Annotated in this window: 16 protein-coding genes; 3 read left to right on the top strand and 13 right to left on the bottom strand. The window is 54.9% G+C overall.

The window, feature by feature from the left end:
• Positions 1–32 precede the first annotated feature (32 nt).
• From DK507_RS10295 to DK507_RS10275, 5 genes are all read right to left on the bottom strand, one after another.
• A complete protein-coding gene (locus DK507_RS10295; RefSeq protein ID WP_109356330.1) occupies positions 33–2,729 on the bottom strand; it encodes a TonB-dependent receptor in 2,697 nt (898 codons plus the stop codon).
• 77 nt (positions 2,730–2,806) lie between these two features.
• Positions 2,807–4,327, bottom strand: a complete 1,521-nt coding sequence (locus DK507_RS10290; RefSeq protein ID WP_109356329.1) for a hypothetical protein — start codon at positions 4,325–4,327, stop codon at positions 2,807–2,809.
• Positions 4,328–4,626: 299 nt separating this feature from the next.
• Positions 4,627–5,001: a hypothetical protein gene (locus DK507_RS10285; protein ID WP_109356328.1), complete on the bottom strand. Its 375-nt coding sequence runs from the start codon at positions 4,999–5,001 to the stop codon at positions 4,627–4,629.
• Between the two features lie 185 nt (positions 5,002–5,186).
• Positions 5,187–5,849, bottom strand: coding sequence for an HAD-IA family hydrolase (locus tag DK507_RS10280; protein WP_254054341.1), 663 nt, complete (start codon positions 5,847–5,849; stop codon positions 5,187–5,189).
• Positions 5,846–6,766, bottom strand: a complete 921-nt coding sequence (locus DK507_RS10275) for an SMP-30/gluconolactonase/LRE family protein (protein ID WP_109356327.1) — start codon at positions 6,764–6,766, stop codon at positions 5,846–5,848. Before DK507_RS10275 ends, DK507_RS10280 begins: the two co-directional genes overlap by 4 nt.
• An 85-nt stretch (positions 6,767–6,851) precedes the next feature.
• Here DK507_RS10275 and DK507_RS10270 point away from each other — a divergent pair, with 85 nt between their 5' ends.
• The 3 genes from DK507_RS10270 (at position 6,852) to DK507_RS10260 (ending at position 10,532) form a co-directional block, all read left to right on the top strand.
• Positions 6,852–8,288: an NAD-dependent succinate-semialdehyde dehydrogenase gene (locus DK507_RS10270; RefSeq protein ID WP_109356326.1), complete on the top strand. Its 1,437-nt coding sequence runs from the start codon at positions 6,852–6,854 to the stop codon at positions 8,286–8,288.
• Between the two features lie 11 nt (positions 8,289–8,299).
• Positions 8,300–9,949: a thiamine pyrophosphate-binding protein gene (locus DK507_RS10265; protein ID WP_109356325.1), complete on the top strand. Its 1,650-nt coding sequence runs from the start codon at positions 8,300–8,302 to the stop codon at positions 9,947–9,949.
• A gap of 79 nt (positions 9,950–10,028) precedes the next feature.
• Positions 10,029–10,532 carry a VOC family protein gene (locus tag DK507_RS10260; RefSeq protein ID WP_216822380.1) on the top strand — a complete coding sequence of 168 codons (504 nt, stop codon included), beginning with the start codon at positions 10,029–10,031 and terminating at the stop codon, positions 10,530–10,532.
• 64 nt (positions 10,533–10,596) lie between these two features.
• Here the strand turns inward: DK507_RS10260 and DK507_RS10255 are convergent, their stop codons facing one another.
• From DK507_RS10255 to DK507_RS10220, 8 genes are all read right to left on the bottom strand, one after another.
• Positions 10,597–11,004 carry an EVE domain-containing protein gene (locus tag DK507_RS10255; protein WP_109356324.1) on the bottom strand — a complete coding sequence of 136 codons (408 nt, stop codon included), beginning with the start codon at positions 11,002–11,004 and terminating at the stop codon, positions 10,597–10,599.
• Between the two features lie 105 nt (positions 11,005–11,109).
• A complete protein-coding gene (locus tag DK507_RS10250) occupies positions 11,110–11,667 on the bottom strand; it encodes a fasciclin domain-containing protein (protein WP_254054340.1) in 558 nt (185 codons plus the stop codon).
• A 114-nt stretch (positions 11,668–11,781) separates the two neighbouring features.
• On the bottom strand, positions 11,782–12,555 hold the full coding sequence (locus DK507_RS10245) for an SDR family oxidoreductase (RefSeq protein WP_109356323.1): 774 nt from the start codon (positions 12,553–12,555) through the stop codon (positions 11,782–11,784).
• The gene (locus DK507_RS10240) at positions 12,552–12,923 is read right to left on the bottom strand and encodes a dihydroneopterin aldolase (protein WP_109356322.1); all 372 of its coding nucleotides are present in this window, start codon (positions 12,921–12,923) and stop codon (positions 12,552–12,554) included. Before DK507_RS10240 ends, DK507_RS10245 begins: the two co-directional genes overlap by 4 nt.
• Before the next feature lie 79 nt (positions 12,924–13,002).
• Positions 13,003–13,857 (bottom strand): class I SAM-dependent methyltransferase, encoded by an 855-nt coding sequence (locus tag DK507_RS10235; protein WP_254054339.1) that lies wholly within the window; start codon positions 13,855–13,857, stop codon positions 13,003–13,005.
• 22 nt (positions 13,858–13,879) lie between these two features.
• Positions 13,880–15,283: a threonine synthase gene (thrC, locus tag DK507_RS10230; RefSeq protein WP_109357608.1), complete on the bottom strand. Its 1,404-nt coding sequence runs from the start codon at positions 15,281–15,283 to the stop codon at positions 13,880–13,882.
• 42 nt (positions 15,284–15,325) lie between these two features.
• Complete coding sequence (locus tag DK507_RS10225) at positions 15,326–15,883, bottom strand: SURF1 family protein (protein WP_254054338.1); 558 nt, start codon at positions 15,881–15,883, stop codon at positions 15,326–15,328.
• 29 nt (positions 15,884–15,912) lie between these two features.
• Positions 15,913–16,305 (bottom strand): DUF983 domain-containing protein, encoded by a 393-nt coding sequence (locus DK507_RS10220; RefSeq protein WP_109356319.1) that lies wholly within the window; start codon positions 16,303–16,305, stop codon positions 15,913–15,915.
• Positions 16,306–16,322 lie beyond the last annotated feature (17 nt).

The raw sequence follows: 16,322 nt of genomic DNA, 5'->3' as shown, positions 1-16,322 counted from the left end.
CGTTTGCGGCCATGAACCCCGAAAGCCAGTCGTCAGAAGTTGATCCCGATGCTCATCGACAGACGTGTACCCACATCATAACCATTGTTTATGATCCGGGTATCATTCAGCGTCTGGGATTCGCGGTAGTCAGTGCCGAGCAGGTTACGCGCCTCAAATTTCAGCTCAAATTCCTGTCCGGCAATTTTCAGTTGTTCCCGCATCACGAAGTCGATCTGCCAGCCGGTTCGTTCGATCAGATCAGGCTGATCCTGCGGCCCGCGTGCGGTAACCCGCGGGCTATTGTAGGTCAGCAAAATGGTCTGCTGTGAAAGGCCTTCCTCGGCCTCCATCCCGAATTGCAGATTGGCGACATGTTTTGACTGGCCAGTGAGGCGGTCACCGTCATCAAACAGATTCAGGGCCGAAGTAGGTTGCAGCGTCACCGGATTGATTGCAGTATCGCCGTCGGCGACCTGGATTTCTGACTTTGTGTAGGTGTAGTTTGCCGCCAGCAACAACCGCCGGTCTTCAAAGAATTTACCGCCGAATATGTCATAAAGCGGGAAATATTTCACAAGCTCCACTTCTGCTCCATAAAGTCGTGCCTTTGGCGCATTGGAGAAACCGGTGAATAGCGTACCGCCACCCTGAACAAAGGCAACATTCTCAATCGGATTGTCGATGTCCTTGTAAAAGCCGGCCAGTGTGATCCGTTCGCCGCGGCCGATATAATATTCAAAACGGCCCTCGACATTGACCAGCTCGCTATCCTCAAGCAACGGGTTACCGATGAAGGTCCGGTCGGTATCAAGGTCAAGAAACTGTTGCGGCGCCAGTTCACGAAATTGAGGACGGGCAACGGTTTTGGAAGCTGCGAGACGAAATTGCATGTCATCCGCAAAATTCCAGGTCAACGTGCCGGCGGGCAACCAATAGTCATTGTCGAGACCGGTCGCGACAGAAGCCTGCCCTCCTGTCAGCGTGATGGGGAGAACTTCTTGCTGTGCATCTTCATAACGCACACCGAGATTGAGACGCAGGCCGTCAGCCAGCTCCGCGTCCACCTGACCATAGCCGCCATGGATTTCCAGCTCTGCAGTATAGGCCGGTACAGAGGTCTGCGCAGCCACTTCGCGCAGTTCAATCTCCTGCGTGAAGACATTGAGGTCGGACAGCAGGAAATCGATCCGCTGCTGGTCAAATGGGCTGGGCAGTCCATTGGAAGGTATGAAGCGGAAATCCCGGCGCTGTGCATCGCGGTCATTGAGATAGTAGCTGTAACCCGCAGTGAAATTGACGGGCACGCCGATGTTGGTCTCATACCCAATGTCGAGACCAGCACCATAGACATCATCGTTCAAGTCGCTGAAGCGGATGCGCGCTGACTCGCCTGGGGATGTCAGATCATTGACGAAATCATTGGCGAAAAGGCGATCAAAGGCATAGCTATATGTCCGCTGATAAGGCGCATCGCGCTTGGAGTTCGCGTAGCTACCACGCAGATCGACAGACAGTTCGTCAAATTTCAGTTCCCCGACAAACTGCGTTGTGAACAGTTGTCGTTCAAACCAGCTCGTACGGCCTTGATTGAGCAGGGTTTCTTCATCGACGTTGATCGCATCAATGCCCTGCTTGATCGAAGCGTCTTTGACCGTGTCATGAATATAGAGATTGGTGAACCGAAATTTATGTTCACCAACTTCCGCAGATAAGGCCAGTAAACCATTGACGATGATGCGGTTTTCCGTGGTCAGGAAATTGAAATCCTGATCAGGCCGCAATCCCGGTGTGCCGTCAATATTGACGATACCCTGCGATGTTTGCTGCACACCGCCGCGCGTGCGCCAACTATTCTCAAAACCGGCAGTCGCAATGATACCGACAAAGGCATTGCCGACATCTATGGTTGTACCACCGGTGACTTCCGCTGAGAAATTGGCCGGAATATCATTATTCCGCTGGATCAGAGAAGTTTCCGCATTGTTCAGGCTGGCCGCAAAATTCTGCAGATCCAGACTGGTAAAATTATCACCAACTGAAATAGGTACATTCTGTGCAATGGCCTGTCCCAGACCATTTGGGATATCACGAACTCCGCTATCATAGCCGAGGATATCGAGGTCGGAACCATCATAGGTGTAACCAAGTTTCCCTGTGGTTTCGCTGTCACCGCTCACGCCAAAACTGAATTTCAAAAATGGTTCATCCGGCGTCGCCTTGGTGGTCAGATTGATCACACCGCCGCCAAACTCACCGGGATAATTTACCGAGTAGCTTTTCTGGACAACCGTGGAAGCGATCACGCTGGTCGGAAAAAGGTCGAGCGGTACAACCCGGCGCAGCGGTTCGGGAGAAGGCAGTGGCAGACCGTTGAGCAACGCCAGAGAATAGCGTTCACCCAGGCCGCGGACAAAAACGAAGCGCCCGCCAACAACACTGAGGCCGGTTACGCGCTGCAGGGAGCCGGCAATATCGCCATCAGCCGCACGGGCGATTTCCTCTTCACCGAGAACCGAAACAACCTCTGACGTCGCCCGGATCGGGTTCGGAATAAACTTGCCGCGAACGATAATCTCTCCGCTGAAATCACCACCAGGCGCAGAAATATCGACATCTTTTTCCGGGGCAGTATCCGCGGAGCCCGGCTGAGCGGCCGTATCCTCTGAGGTGGCTTGTGCCAATGCAGCAGGCGAAAACAAAGCCGTGCTCAAAAATAGACTGGTGACCAAAGATGCCCGCTTCGTCATCGGAATTTTTCCTTTTTATAACTCAAAAAAGGGGATGGCGACCAATGAAAGCCGCCATCCCTTTGTCATTTCGTAAATTAGCCAATTGTGGGAGCGGTCGCGCAATCATCCGCGTAGAGACCGCAGGTCCAACCCTGGAAGCGAGTATCATTCGCGTCCTGCACGGCACCGATATAGGAGACATCTTCAAAGAAAGCGTCCACAGCGCTGACCGCAAACGGGGTAACCGCATTTTCGGTTGCACCGTTGATGAACGGGAATGCCGCCGCGGAATTTGCCAGCGTCGATGTCCCTGATTCGGTGTTGTTGCTGCCGGCATTGAACAGCGTCTGGATCTGGGCAGCCGTGATATTGCCATCATCCACAAATGCCGTTGCGCAGCTCATAAACAGAGATTCGAATACCGGCGGCCCATTTTCGTCCGCCGCTGCACCAGCTGCCTGAATGGTGGTTGCACTGTCGATATCGATACAGGCTGCCGGACTATTGAATACGCTGTTATAGAATTCATAGTCACCGCCACCGCGCAGCAATATGACATGGTCTTGGCCGCTGGAAACAAAGGTAACATTCGCCAAACGGTGACGCTGACGTGGTTCAGCATCTTCATCGCCATTGGAATCCGCTTCCATGACATGGTCACCGCCGCCTGCACGCTGTACGGCGAGCACGAACTGGTTATTACCTTGGTAGCCGGAATCAGAGTCGACCGAGTCATCGTCGATACCGGTCATGACGAGGTTTTTACCATTTACGCGGCCACCAAACCATTCCACGCCGTCATCCGAGCTGTTGTGGACCTGAATATTCTGGAAGAATGTTCCGCTACCAACACCGGCCAGGGTGATGCCGTTAAGCTCGTTGCCGGGCGACACTTCGAAACCGGGGTAACGCACCTGCAGGTAAGACATCCGGCCGCTGGAATCGGCTGGCAAGGTCCCGCCATAAACCGCATTGGATGGTCCCTCCACGATGGCTTCACAGTCGGTACGAGTACCGCCCGGGTTGGACGCACCGCCTGTCGCACAGTCAGAAATTGGTGCACGGCCCAAAATGACAACACCGCCCCACTGACCAATGCTGTTAACGCCGGTCGTGCCCAATATATTCTGACGCGACGTCATGATGATTGGTTCTGCCGCAGTACCCTCCGCAAATAGCTGCGAGCCGCGGTTCACCAGCAAGAAATCACCGCCGGATGAACCAAAAATAACAACACCGGGTTCGATTGTCATGATGCCGGTAGTTCCGCCATCAACGCCAACTTCGACTGCGCCGGAAAAGGAATAGATCGTGCCGTTCCGATTGGGTACGGTCAGATTACTGGTTATCACACCAGATATCTGGCAATTGCGAACTTCTTCACCATTACCGGTCGTTATTGTTCCGACGTTGGCTGTGCCTGTCGGACAGTCAGCTGCCGGACCACCAGTTGGCGGGGTGGGTGTTGGCGTGGGAGTAGGCGTTGGTGTCGGGGTCGGAGCTGGCAGGACAATAGTGCCTTCGCCGGGGGAAGCCACATCATCGGCACCACAGGCCGTTACTGCCATTGCTGCAACACCAGCAAAGAGAACTGAACGAATTTGCTTATTTAACATGGAAAAAGTCTCCGCAGATTACTGATTTCAAACATTTCAGATCAGATGATGTGGAAACGAATCATAGATGCCCCCATCGCCTTCGGACTTGGGCACTAGGCGCGGCAAATGACCCGCCGATGCCGTTTGCATGACTCTTTGGAGACAATAATATTTCAGGATTGTTGCAGTTGCTTTGGAAGCCGCAAAAGCGCTCTGCTTTTCATGCTGCGATGCAAAAATGCTGCAGCGTAAATATTAATGAACAAAAAAGCGGCCATGCGAACGGCCGCCTCACTATAACGATAGGATATGCCCGTTTAGCGGGAAGCCAACCGTCCATTCAGATTGTTCAACGCCATCTCGGCCGCCTTGCGAGAATTAATCACCTGGCCATCGGCAAGCACAAGATCAAAACTGCGATTGCTGTTCATGGCGGCCACGAACATTTTCGCTGCATCGCCGGAACGTCCGGTACGAGCATAAGCCTGCCCCAAATTGATCATGACAGCAGGATCAGTAAGCTTTCCACTTTCCAGCTTTGCTACAGCCGCCTCATTGTCGCCGGCCATCAGGGCATCATAGGCCAATGCACCTTTATCATAGCCAATTTCACCCTCTTGCGCCTGCGCTACTGCGGGTAGGGCTGCCATGGTCAAGCCTATGGCAACGGCAATAATCCTTGCGTTTTTCATACTCACTCTCCTTTTTCTTTGACGCTTTATTACACTTTTATGACTCTATCTGCAACATAACTGTAATAAATTTGTCATCTAAGAGTCACTAAGAACGGCGGACAAGCACCGTCTTTACTGAAAATCATCTGACTTCAGTATGTTAAGATCAGCAGAAAACCGTAAACTCGTGTAGAAACCTGTTGCTATCCGAGCGGCATATCCAGCAGTTCATGCAGGTCTTTCAGCGCCTGCTGCTCGCCGGTAACTTTGATAGCCGCCATGCCGAGAGTCGCCGCTGGCTTGCAGTTGATACCGAGATCGTCGAGATAGATGCACTGACTGGGCTGGACGTCCAGAGCTTCGCACATTATTTCATAGATCCGTGGGTCGGGTTTTCGGATGCCGGCCTTGCTGCTTTCAATAATATGATCAAATCGCGCCATGATAGCCGCGATGGCGGCCGCCTTCTCGTCATCCAGCGCCATGCCGGAACCTTTGCCGGATGGAACATTGTTGGTGATACAGCCAATGGTAAAATCCTTCGCCTTTAGCGTATCCAGCATCGCCACCATCGCCGGGCGGATATCGCCAGCCAGACAGGCGAGTACTTCGCTGCCCTTCAGATCCACACCAATGGCCCGCGCTTCTTCAGCGAACAGTTCATCAAAGCCTGCCGCATCAATTTCCGAACGTTCAAATTTCGCCCAGGCATTATCATGTGGATTGGTGCTGTTGATTTTGCGCACGCTATGAATCGGTACGCCGCGTTCTGCCTCCAGCCGGTTGAACGCGTCAAAGGGCGAGGACGTAATGACCCCGCCGAAATCGAAAATTACAGTGTCGTAGTTCATAACATTGGTGTTCATTTATTGAGATATTCCAGTTTGAGGCCGGGGCGTTTCCAGCGGGTTTTGACAAGGCGGCCCGATGCTGACAGACAGAGCCATGCATCCATCATGTCATCGCCGCCAAAACAGATATTGGTGGTGAAGATATCATCGGTGCCAACAAATTCGACCAGCTCACCGGTTGGCGAGATCACGCTGATCCCGCATTCGCCGATGGTGGCAACACAGATATTACCGCTGTCCTCAATCGCGAGGCTGTCGAAAAACTTATAGCCAGCGGGGCGGTAAACAGGGATGCCCGGACCGCCAGGGCCTGCGTCGGGCGCTACTTTGCCCGGTTCGGCAATGTTAAATTTCATCAGGCGGCAGGTATAGGTTTCCGCAGCATAGAGCGTCTTGCCATCAGGTGACAGACCGACACCATTGGGGTTTTGCGACGGGAAGATGACTTCCTCCAGATGGCTGCCGTCTGCTTTTGCATAGAATATCCCGACTATATCGTGGCTACGCTTGGCATAGTCGATCTTGCCATGATCGGTGAACCAGAAGCCGCCATGTTCATCAAAGACAATATCATTGGGGCCGCGCAGGACACAGTCAAAGTCACCGCTTTTGTAGAGCACTTCCACCGCACCGGTTTGCGGATCAATCCGTTCGATCCGGCCGCCGGAATAGTCATTTGCAATCCCGTGCGGGGTCAGAAAGCCGTTCGCTTCCTGATATTCAAAACCGCCATTATTGCAGACATAGATTTTGCCGTCTGGTCCCAGCGCCGCTCCATTGGGGCCGCCACCCGGCTTTGCAATCACATCCTTTGTGCCATCCGGTGCAATGCGGGTCAGTTGCCCGGCCGCAATCTCGACCAATATGACGCTGCCATCCGGCATCGCAATCGGGCCTTCGGGGAAACGTAATCCATCGGCGACAAGTTCCATCTTTTTCCTCTCAAAATGCTGTCACAGTCATTGCGGGAAAGCAGCGACAAGTCTAGTGCTGTCTCAACCGGTTACAGGAGCAACCATGTCCAACAACTACCCCCCTTCCCTGCAACTCCATATCGATGGCGAATGGATCGATATTGAGGGCCGTGATGTCCATCAAGTCGTCAATCCATCTACTGGAAAAACTATTTCCGATCTGCCCAAGGCGAGCAAGGCTGATCTTGACCGCGCGCTGGATGCTGCGGATCGGGCCTTTCCGGTCTGGCGCGATACGCCTGTCGCAGCGCGTGCCGCGATATTGCACAAAGCCGCCGACCTGATGCGCGAACGTGCACCGGAAATCGGCCGGATGATGACGGCCGAGCAAGGCAAACCAGTGGGTCAGGCAACCGGCGAAGTCACCGCATCGGCCGCAATGTTCGACACCATGGCTGAGGAAGCCAAGCGCTGTTATGGCCGCGTGCTGGTCCGCCCGACCGGACAGAATAGCTTCGTCAAATATCAGCCGGTTGGTCCCGTGGCGGCATTTAGCCCGTGGAATTTCCCGGTCTACACACCCGCCCGCAAATTGGCCCCTGCCCTGGCGGCCGGTTGCTCGATCATTCTCAAGCCAGCCGAGGAAACGCCGGCCAGCCCGATCGAGATGATCCGCTGTCTGCTGGACGCCGGCTTGCCCGCCGGCACCGCGCAAGTCGTGTTCGGCGATCCGTCCGAAGTGTCGTCGCATCTGATCGCGTCTGAAATCATTCGCAAGATCAGCTTCACCGGATCGGTGCCAGTTGGCAGGCATTTGATGAAACTGGCGACAGAAAATATGCAGCGCACGACCATGGAACTGGGTGGCCACGCGCCGGTACTGGTCTTTGACGATTGCGATATGGACAAGGCGCTCGACCTGCTGGCGATGCAGAAATATCGCAATGCGGGACAGGTCTGCGTTTCCCCCACCCGCTTCTATGTCCAGTCCGGCATCTATGAAAAATTCGCGACGGAGTTTACCAAACGCGCCGAAAAAGTGCAGGTCGGCGACGGCTTTGGCGATAATATCGACATGGGTCCGCTTGCCAATCCGCGCCGCCCAGAGGCGATGGAACAGCTTATCGGCGATGCCAAAGCCAAAGGCGCAACCGTGCGTCTTGGCGGCGAAGCGATGGACAGCGACGGCTATTTTTACCGGCCGACTGTGCTGACCGAAGTCCCGTTGCAGGCTGATATTATGAGCAATGAACCCTTTGGTCCCGTTGCCGCCATGCGCCCGTTTGACACGCTGGATGAAGCGATTGAACAGGCCAATCGCCTGCCGCTCGGCCTTGCCGCCTATGCCTTTACCGAAAATCTGCGTACCGCGAATATTGTCGGAGACATGGTGGAAGCGGGCATGGTCGCGATTAATAATCTCACCGTCAGCCCAGGCGATGCACCCTTTGGCGGCGTGAAACAATCCGGGCACGGATCAGAGGATGGCCCCGATGGCCTGAAAGCCTATATGGTGACCAAAGCCATTCACCAGAGTTGAGGACAAGCAAGATGAAAAAACGTACCGGCGCGCAGGTTTTGGTCGATCAACTGGTGATACAGGGCACCGACCGGATATTCACCGTCCCCGGTGAAAGCTTCCTTTCCGTTCTCGACGCGCTGCATGATTGCGGCACCATTGAAACCGTTTCCACGCGTCAGGATGGCAGCGCCGCGTTCATGGCCGAAGCCGATGGCAAACTGACCGGAAGCCCTGGCATCGCCTTTGTCACCCGCGGCCCCGGGGCGACCAATGCCAGCATCGGGGTTCATACCGCGATGCAGGACAGCACGCCGATGATCCTGTTCATAGGCGATGTCGCCCGCGATGATCGGGATCGAGAGGGCTTTCAGGAGGTCGATTTCACTGCCATGTTCACCCCGCTCGCTAAATGGGCGGCGCGGATCGACAATGCCGCGCGGATCCCGGAATATATCGCGAGGGCCTTTGATACGGCCAGTTCCGGGCGCCCCGGCCCGGTGGTGCTGAGCCTGCCCGAAGATATGCTGCGCGATGTTGTCGAAACACTCGACCGCCCGAAAGTGGTCGCACCGGTACAGCCCATGTGCGCCAATGCGATGACGACACTCACCGATTTGCTGCGCGATGCCACCGACCCGATTGCCATTATTGGCGGGGCCGGCTGGTGCGCGAGTGCGCGCGAAAATTTTGCGGCCTATGCTGAGCGGATTGGATTGCCGGTCGCCTGCGCATTCCGGCGGCAGGATAATTATCCCAATACCAGCCCGGTCTATGCCGGCAACCTCGGCTACGGTCCCAATCCCAAACTTGTCGAGCGGGTCAAGGCCGCTGATCTCGTCATCGCAGTCGGTGCGCGGCTCGGCGAGGCAACCACCGATGGTTATACGCTGATCACGCCGGACCATCCCGATCAGACACTCGTCCATATCCATCCCGATCCGGACGAACTCAACCATGTCTATCGCATCGATCTGCCGATCTGCGCGGAGATGCACGAATTTGCCGAACAGGCGGCGCTCTGGGAGGATGACCTGCTGAGTTTCGACGCTGGCAAATCTGCCCATGCCGACTATCAGCAGTGGACAACGGTGAAACCCACCGATGCGAAACTCGATCTCGGGCCCTGCGTTGCGGCGATGCAGGACATGCTGCCTGCCGACGCGATTATCTGCAACGGCGCGGGCAATTTCTCCGGTTGGTGGCATCGCTACTGGACCTATGGCAATTTTCCCAGCCAGCTGGCTCCGACATCCGGCGCAATGGGCTATGGTGTGCCCGCCTCAATCGCGGCAGCCCTTCGCTTCCCGGAGCGTGTCTCAGTGGTGATTGCAGGCGACGGCGATTTCATGATGAACGGTCAGGAACTCGCAACAGCGGTCCAATATGATGCCAACCTGCTTGTGCTGGTCATCGACAATGGCAGCTTCGGTACCATCCGCCTGCACCAGGAACGCGAATATCCCGCAAGGCTGTCCGCCACATCCCTGCAAAACCCGGATTTTGCAATGCTCGCGGAAGCCTATGGCGGATGGAGTGCGACGGTCGAGAGTACAGACCAATTTGCCCCGGCTCTGGAACAGGCCATGCAGCACAAAGGCCTGCGCCTGCTGCATCTGAAGACTGAAGTGGAATTTCTGACCGCCGCCGGCGCCACGGTCAGCGGACTGCGAAACAAATAGAGGCCGACTGTAACATTGGCTGCTTCAAAAGCGAATATGACCTGTTAGCGCTCTGATATTTGATCAAAGGAATCATAAAATGAAACCTCTTTCGCCGCTGCTGATCGCTGGCATGTTGTTTGCATCTCCTGCTCTGGCTCAGACCGAAGCCGCTTCACAGGAAGAAGCTGCGACACTTGACCTCAATCATATCGGTTTTGCTGTGACGAAGCTCGACGATACGGCGTCCTTCTTTGTCGACACGCTGGGATGGAAACCGGCGGGCGGGCGTCCGGAATATCCCGCAAAGTTTGTCACTAACGGAAAAATGTTTGTCACCCTGTGGCAGGTCAATGACCCGGCCAAGGCCGTCACCTTTGACCGCAAGAATAATGTCGGCCTGCATCATATGGCGATCACTGTGCGCGATTTGCCAACCCTGCACGATCTGCATCGCAAATTTGTTGCGCATGAGGATGTGGTCGTTGAATTTGCACCAGAATTTCTGGGCGACGGCCCCACAACCCATATGATGATCCGCGAACCATCCGGATTGCGGCTGGAATTTATTGTTCCGGCGAGCCGGATCAAACCAAAGGACTAGGATTTTTGGGCGAAAAGTTGGCGTCGGCGTTAAATTGCGTCTGCGCAGTCTTGCCGGCAATGATTCATGTCGCCATCGCCAATATGGCATCCCATTCCGCCTCGGTCACGGGCGCTACCGACAGGCGCGTCTGACGAATAATCGCCAAATTGGCGAGCTTTGGATTTTGCTTCATTTCTTTCAGCGGCACGGCTTTGTCCAGTTTACGCACCGGCTTTACCTTCACCGCGATCCAGCGCCCGGTATCGTCGAACGGATCGGGGAATTGTTCTTCGCTGACTTCCATGATCCCGACAATTTCCAGCCCCTGGCGCGAGTGATAGAAAAAGACCTGATCCCCGATCTTCATCTTTTTCATATTGTTGCTGGCCTGCGCATTTTTAACGCCGTCCCAGGTGCCTTCTTTTTCCGCGATCAAGTCATCCCAACCATATTCATCGGGCTCTGATTTCATCAACCAATATTGTGCCATGTATCGGCTCCTCGTTCAAAAACCAACCTATCAATAATCCTGTCAAAGCCAACAAAAAAGGCCCCGCCGCAGGGCGAGGCCTTTCAAGACTTGTTCGGTTTGATTTTAACCGGGCATCACAACCGTGTCGATCGCGTGAATAACGCCATTGGTCGCATCAACATCAGCCAGAGTGACGGTTGATTTGCCGCCCGTTGCGTCTTCCAGAATGACTTTCTGACCTTCCAGATGCGCTTTCAGCTTCGCGCCCTGAACCGTGGTCAATGTTGCGGTGCCATCACCGTCTGCAATAGCCTTGGTCACATCGGCCGCGGTCATCTTGCCGGAAATGACATGATAGTTCAGCAAGGCTGCAAGATCGTCTTTCTTTTCGGGGGATAGCAAAGCGCTCAACTCTGCCGGATCAACCTTGTTAAAAGCTTCGTTGGTTGGCGCGAACACCGTGAACGGGCCTTCTCCGGACAGGGTTTTGCCCAATTCAGCGGCCGTCATCGCCACTACCAGGGTCGACAAATCTGATTTATTTTGTGCAACACCAACAATATCGGTCGGTTCTGCAGGTTCCACTACCGCGACCTCTTCGGGTTCCGCAGCCTGCTCGCCGCAAGCAACTAGAGAAATGGAGGCTGCACTAGCCAGGAGGAATTTAGAAATATTACGCACAATGGTCCTTTCACTAATAAGTCCCCCGTTTTAGCTGAAAGCCCGCACGGCAGGGTGGGGACAGATCCCCGCCATGTAAGGTATTTATCGATGAGTAGAGTGTTAACTGGGGACTTAACGATGCTCCATGAACATGAAATCGCGATCAAAACTTTTCATATGCGCACCGCCGTCGACAAACAATATCTGACCTGTAACACTGCCCGCCCCGGCCAGATAACGCACTGCCGCAGCAATGTCATCGGGTGAGGAAAGCCGTTGCAACGGCATATTGGTCGCCAAGCGGTCCATCTGGTCTTCGCTATAATCCTCAGTCTCCAACGTCAACCCGGGAGCCACACCATTTACACGCAATTTGTCAGCACAGGCGACTGCCAGACTTCGCACAGATTCGGCCAAAGCCTGTTTTGACAATGTATAGCTCAGCTGATCGCCATTGGGATTGCGAACACGTTGATCGACAATATTGACAACCGCCGCCCGCTCTCCCTCTGGCACTTGGCGTGCCAGCAAGGTGGTCAGCATGGTTGGTGCCATCATGTTGATCTTCATGTGGCTTTCAAGCGATTGACCGTTCAGGCTGCTGGCATCGTCATATTCAAACAGGGATGCATTGTTCACCAGCAAGTCCGGCATCCGCCCGAAATTCTCGCCGACGGCGCCCAGTAGCCCGGCCGCCGCACCATCATCGCTGAAATCCGCAACAAAGCCTTCCCAGCGGGTATCATTGCGCTCAAGTGCTTTCTTAAGCCCTTCATCCGGTTTTGCATCGCTATGGCCATGAAGCGCAAGCGCATAGCCCGCATCCGCCAGTTCAGCCGCAATATAGGCGCCCAGACGGCGAACACCGCCAGTGATCAGTGCCAACTTCACCGCGCAGTCACTCATTTACGCGCCCGGGACAAAGTGATCCCGATTGCTTCTCCCTTTTCGGAGATCAGCAGTTTCACAATTTTCACGGTAACCCGCAACACGCTCTCGTCCTGCAAAAACAGGGTTTCGATAATATGATCCGCCACCGCTTCAATCAGCTTGAAATGCACGCCTTCCGGCAAAGCGGTCGTGGCGGCGTCCTTCAGGTCCATATAGTTTTTGGAGCTTTCCAGCGGTGTGTCCGCTTCATAGCGTTCCTGAATTTTCAAATCTGCCGCGATGGAAATACGCAAAGGTTGCGGCAAATGGGTCTCTTCGGAATAGATGCCGGTCAGGACATCGACCTCCAGATCATTGACCTCTAATGTAAGTGTATCTGTCATAATATGTCTTCACCATGTTGCGGCCCTATTGGCAAGCCATGCAGCCGCTTTGTTTAATCTGGCTGGCTGCTGAGAGCTTCTATCTGGACCACCGCGCATAGATTGCTGTTGGCAGCAGCAGACCGCGTGCTTCTTCCCTTACCGCAAGGTCGCCAACCTCTATCGTGCCGCCCAAATGAGCTAGCTTCTCTTCAAGGAGCGAGCCGAGCGCGAGAGCGGACATACGTACCGCGTAGACGGTCAGGAACAGGCACTTGCTATTCTCATCCAGCAGCTGCCCGCAGCTCTCGATCAGCGGAGCCAAATCTTCCTCGAGCCGCCAGATTTCACCATCCGGCCCGCGGCCATATTTGGGTGGGTCGAGCAGGATCGCGTCATAGCGTCGCTCGCGCCGCACTTCTCTTGCGGCAAATTTCGCCGCATCATCGATAATCCAGCGCACCGGACGTTCCGACATGCCAGAAAGAGCCGCATTATCCCGCGCCGCTGACACCGATTTTTTGGATGCATCAACATGAACCAGCTTTGCGCCGGCCGCGGATAGAGCCAGCGTGCCGACACCGGTATAGCCAAAGAGATTAAGCGCTTGTGCTTCCTCAACGCCTTCCAGATTGGAACGGATCCAGCGCCACACCGGGTCCATATCCGGGAAATAGGCGAGATGGCGAAACGGTGTGCATTGGGCGGTAAAGGTGACCTCTTCCCAAGTGAGCGGCCATCCTTCTTTGGGAACAGGTCGATTGAAATGCCAGCGCCCGCCGCCGTCATCATCCGAAGCCGGAATAAACTCGCCATCCGCCTGCCATTCATTCTGCGCAGGCGACCACATCGCCTGCGGTTCGGGGCGAATGAACCGATAATCGCCATAGCGTTCCAGCTTGCGGCCATGGCCACTATCGATCAGCGCATAGTCGCTGCGCGGATCGCTGATCATCACGCCGGGCCTTGACGCCGCCTCAACCATCGGCAGGTGTTGCTTTGCCGGTTACAAATGCCTTAACCGCATCATAATCTCCCGGCAGTTTGTCGCATGCCTCTTCCCGGTCAAACAGATCGCCAATCCGGCGCGGCAAGATCGGGCGCGTGCCGGTGGCCCGCTCTACCGCTTCGCGAAATTTTGCGGGATGGGCGGTGGCCAAAGTCACGACCGGTACCGATGGATCAATGTCGCTCGCCCGTGCTGCCGCCAGACCGATTGCTGTGTGCGGATCAATCACCTGCCCAGCCTCTTCCTGCGCCTTGCTCATCGCCAGGGTCATGCTATCCGGATCTACTCTTTGGCTGGTGAAGAGCGATGCCGCCTTGGCCCGCATATCCGGGTCAATCTGCATGTCACGCGTCTCTTCAAACGCTTTCATCCGGGCAGCGGTTTTGGCACCATCACGACCTTCAAGGTCGAACAATAACCGTTCAAAATTGCTGCTTATCTGAATATCCATCGATGGCGCAGCTGTTGGCGTTACTGTTCCGGCAGAATAGTCACCCGCACTCAAGGCGCGGTGAAGAATGTCATTCACGTTGGTTGCGACAATCAGCCGCTCCACCGGCAATCCCATTTGCGCGGCCACGTAACCGGCAAATACATCGCCAAAATTGCCCGTCGGTACAGAGAATGCCACTTTGCGGTGCGGTGCTCCCAATTGCGAGGCCGCATAGAAATAATAGACAATCTGGGCCATCAGCCGCGCCCAGTTGATGGAGTTCACCGCAGAAATGGCAAACCGGTCGGTTACCTCGGTGTCCGCAAACATCCGCTTCACCATGGCCTGAGCATCATCAAAGCTGCCGTCAATGGCGATATTGTGAACATTGGGTGCGAGCACCGTTGTCATTTGACGCCGCTGCACATCCGATATGCGTCCATCGGGATGGAGCATGAAGATATCGACTTTTTCCCGTCCGGCCAGCGCATCAATGGCCGCCGATCCGGTATCACCCGATGTTGCCCCCACAACTGTCAGATGTCTGTCCTGCCGAGCCAGGAAAGTCTCGAACAACAGCCCGAGCAATTGCAGCGCCACATCCTTGAACGCCAATGTTGGCCCATGGAACAGCTCCAGCAGCCAATGTTGTCCATCCAATTGTACCAGAGGTGTCACGGCTTTGTGCGCGAAACGGCCATATGCCTTTTCACACAAATCGCGCAGTTCCTCCTCGGTCAGCACATCGCCGATGAACGGCCGCATCACACGAACGGCAATTTCCGAATAGGGGAACGCGGCCATGTCGGCAATTTCCGCTTCGGTCAGTTTGGGCCAATGAGTCGGCACATAAAGGCCGCCGTCACCAGCCAGACCAGCAAGTGTCACCTGTTCGAAATTCAGCGGCTGTGCACCACCGCGGGTTGAGATATATTCCATGATGGCCAGCGGGTTAGCGGCCTCATTCGCCAAGGGCAAGTTTTAAGCTTGGCTGGCAGCCTTGTTGCGCCCTCTGAGAGCCAGAAAATAGATGACCAGTGCTATACCGGCAAACAGGAACCATTGAACCGCATAGGCCATATGATTGTTGGGAACGTCGTCTGTTGAAGGCTCTTGGCTTTTTTGTAATCCAGCCACCGGCTCGCTGGCAACAAGACGCACCATATATTGGCTATCCGGCGCGACAATGCCGTCGACCAAGCCGCCTCCCCATTCCGGATCCTCCGGTGATTTGGACCAGCCAGCAACAATATGCGCCCCAGGCCCTTCGCCTCCCGATGTTTTGCAATGCGCAATATGGGCCCAGCCCGCCTGACCATTGGCATTGCGGCCGCTAACCGCTCGCCAATCAATGACCTCCAGACAATTTACCGATGATCGGCGAAAATAGGATGGGTCATCTTCAACAGGAACCGCGGGATAGCTAATGGCGGGTTTATCACGCGCCGCTTCATAACTTGCCAGCAGGCTGTTTTTCCAGTCAGCGCGCTGCAACTGCCAGATACCGAGCCCTACCATCGTAGCAACGGCGGCCAGCATAAGGACAGTTCCAATGATTGGCAGGCCTTTCATTTCTCAACACCGTCATCGATACTGCCCTCACGGGCTTGATTACGATGTTCCAAAATCAGCAATACTCCCTTGGATATTCTCAGGGCACCCACAACAGCAGCGACGGTGAGCGGAACCCACAACAGCACATGAAGCCACATCGGTGGATAATAATTAAGCTCCACGATCAATGCCAACGCCAGCACTACCCCTCCGACAATCAATGTCAAAAAGGCGGCCGGGCCATCACCGACATTATACTTGTCGTAATCCAGTCCACACGCGCGGCATTTTTCCGCAAACGCAGTCACACTGCGAAACAGGGTTTTCTGACCGCAATGGGGGCAGAGTCCAAAAAGGGCAGCGGGAAAAACATCCGGCTGCCCTTTTGAGTTTTCGGTATCCGTCAAAAAACTGTCCCAGAAAA

Source organism: Sphingorhabdus sp. EL138, from assembly GCF_900258045.1.
Lineage (GTDB): Bacteria > Pseudomonadota > Alphaproteobacteria > Sphingomonadales > Sphingomonadaceae > Parasphingorhabdus.
This window is presented reverse-complemented; position numbering and strand designations above follow the sequence as displayed.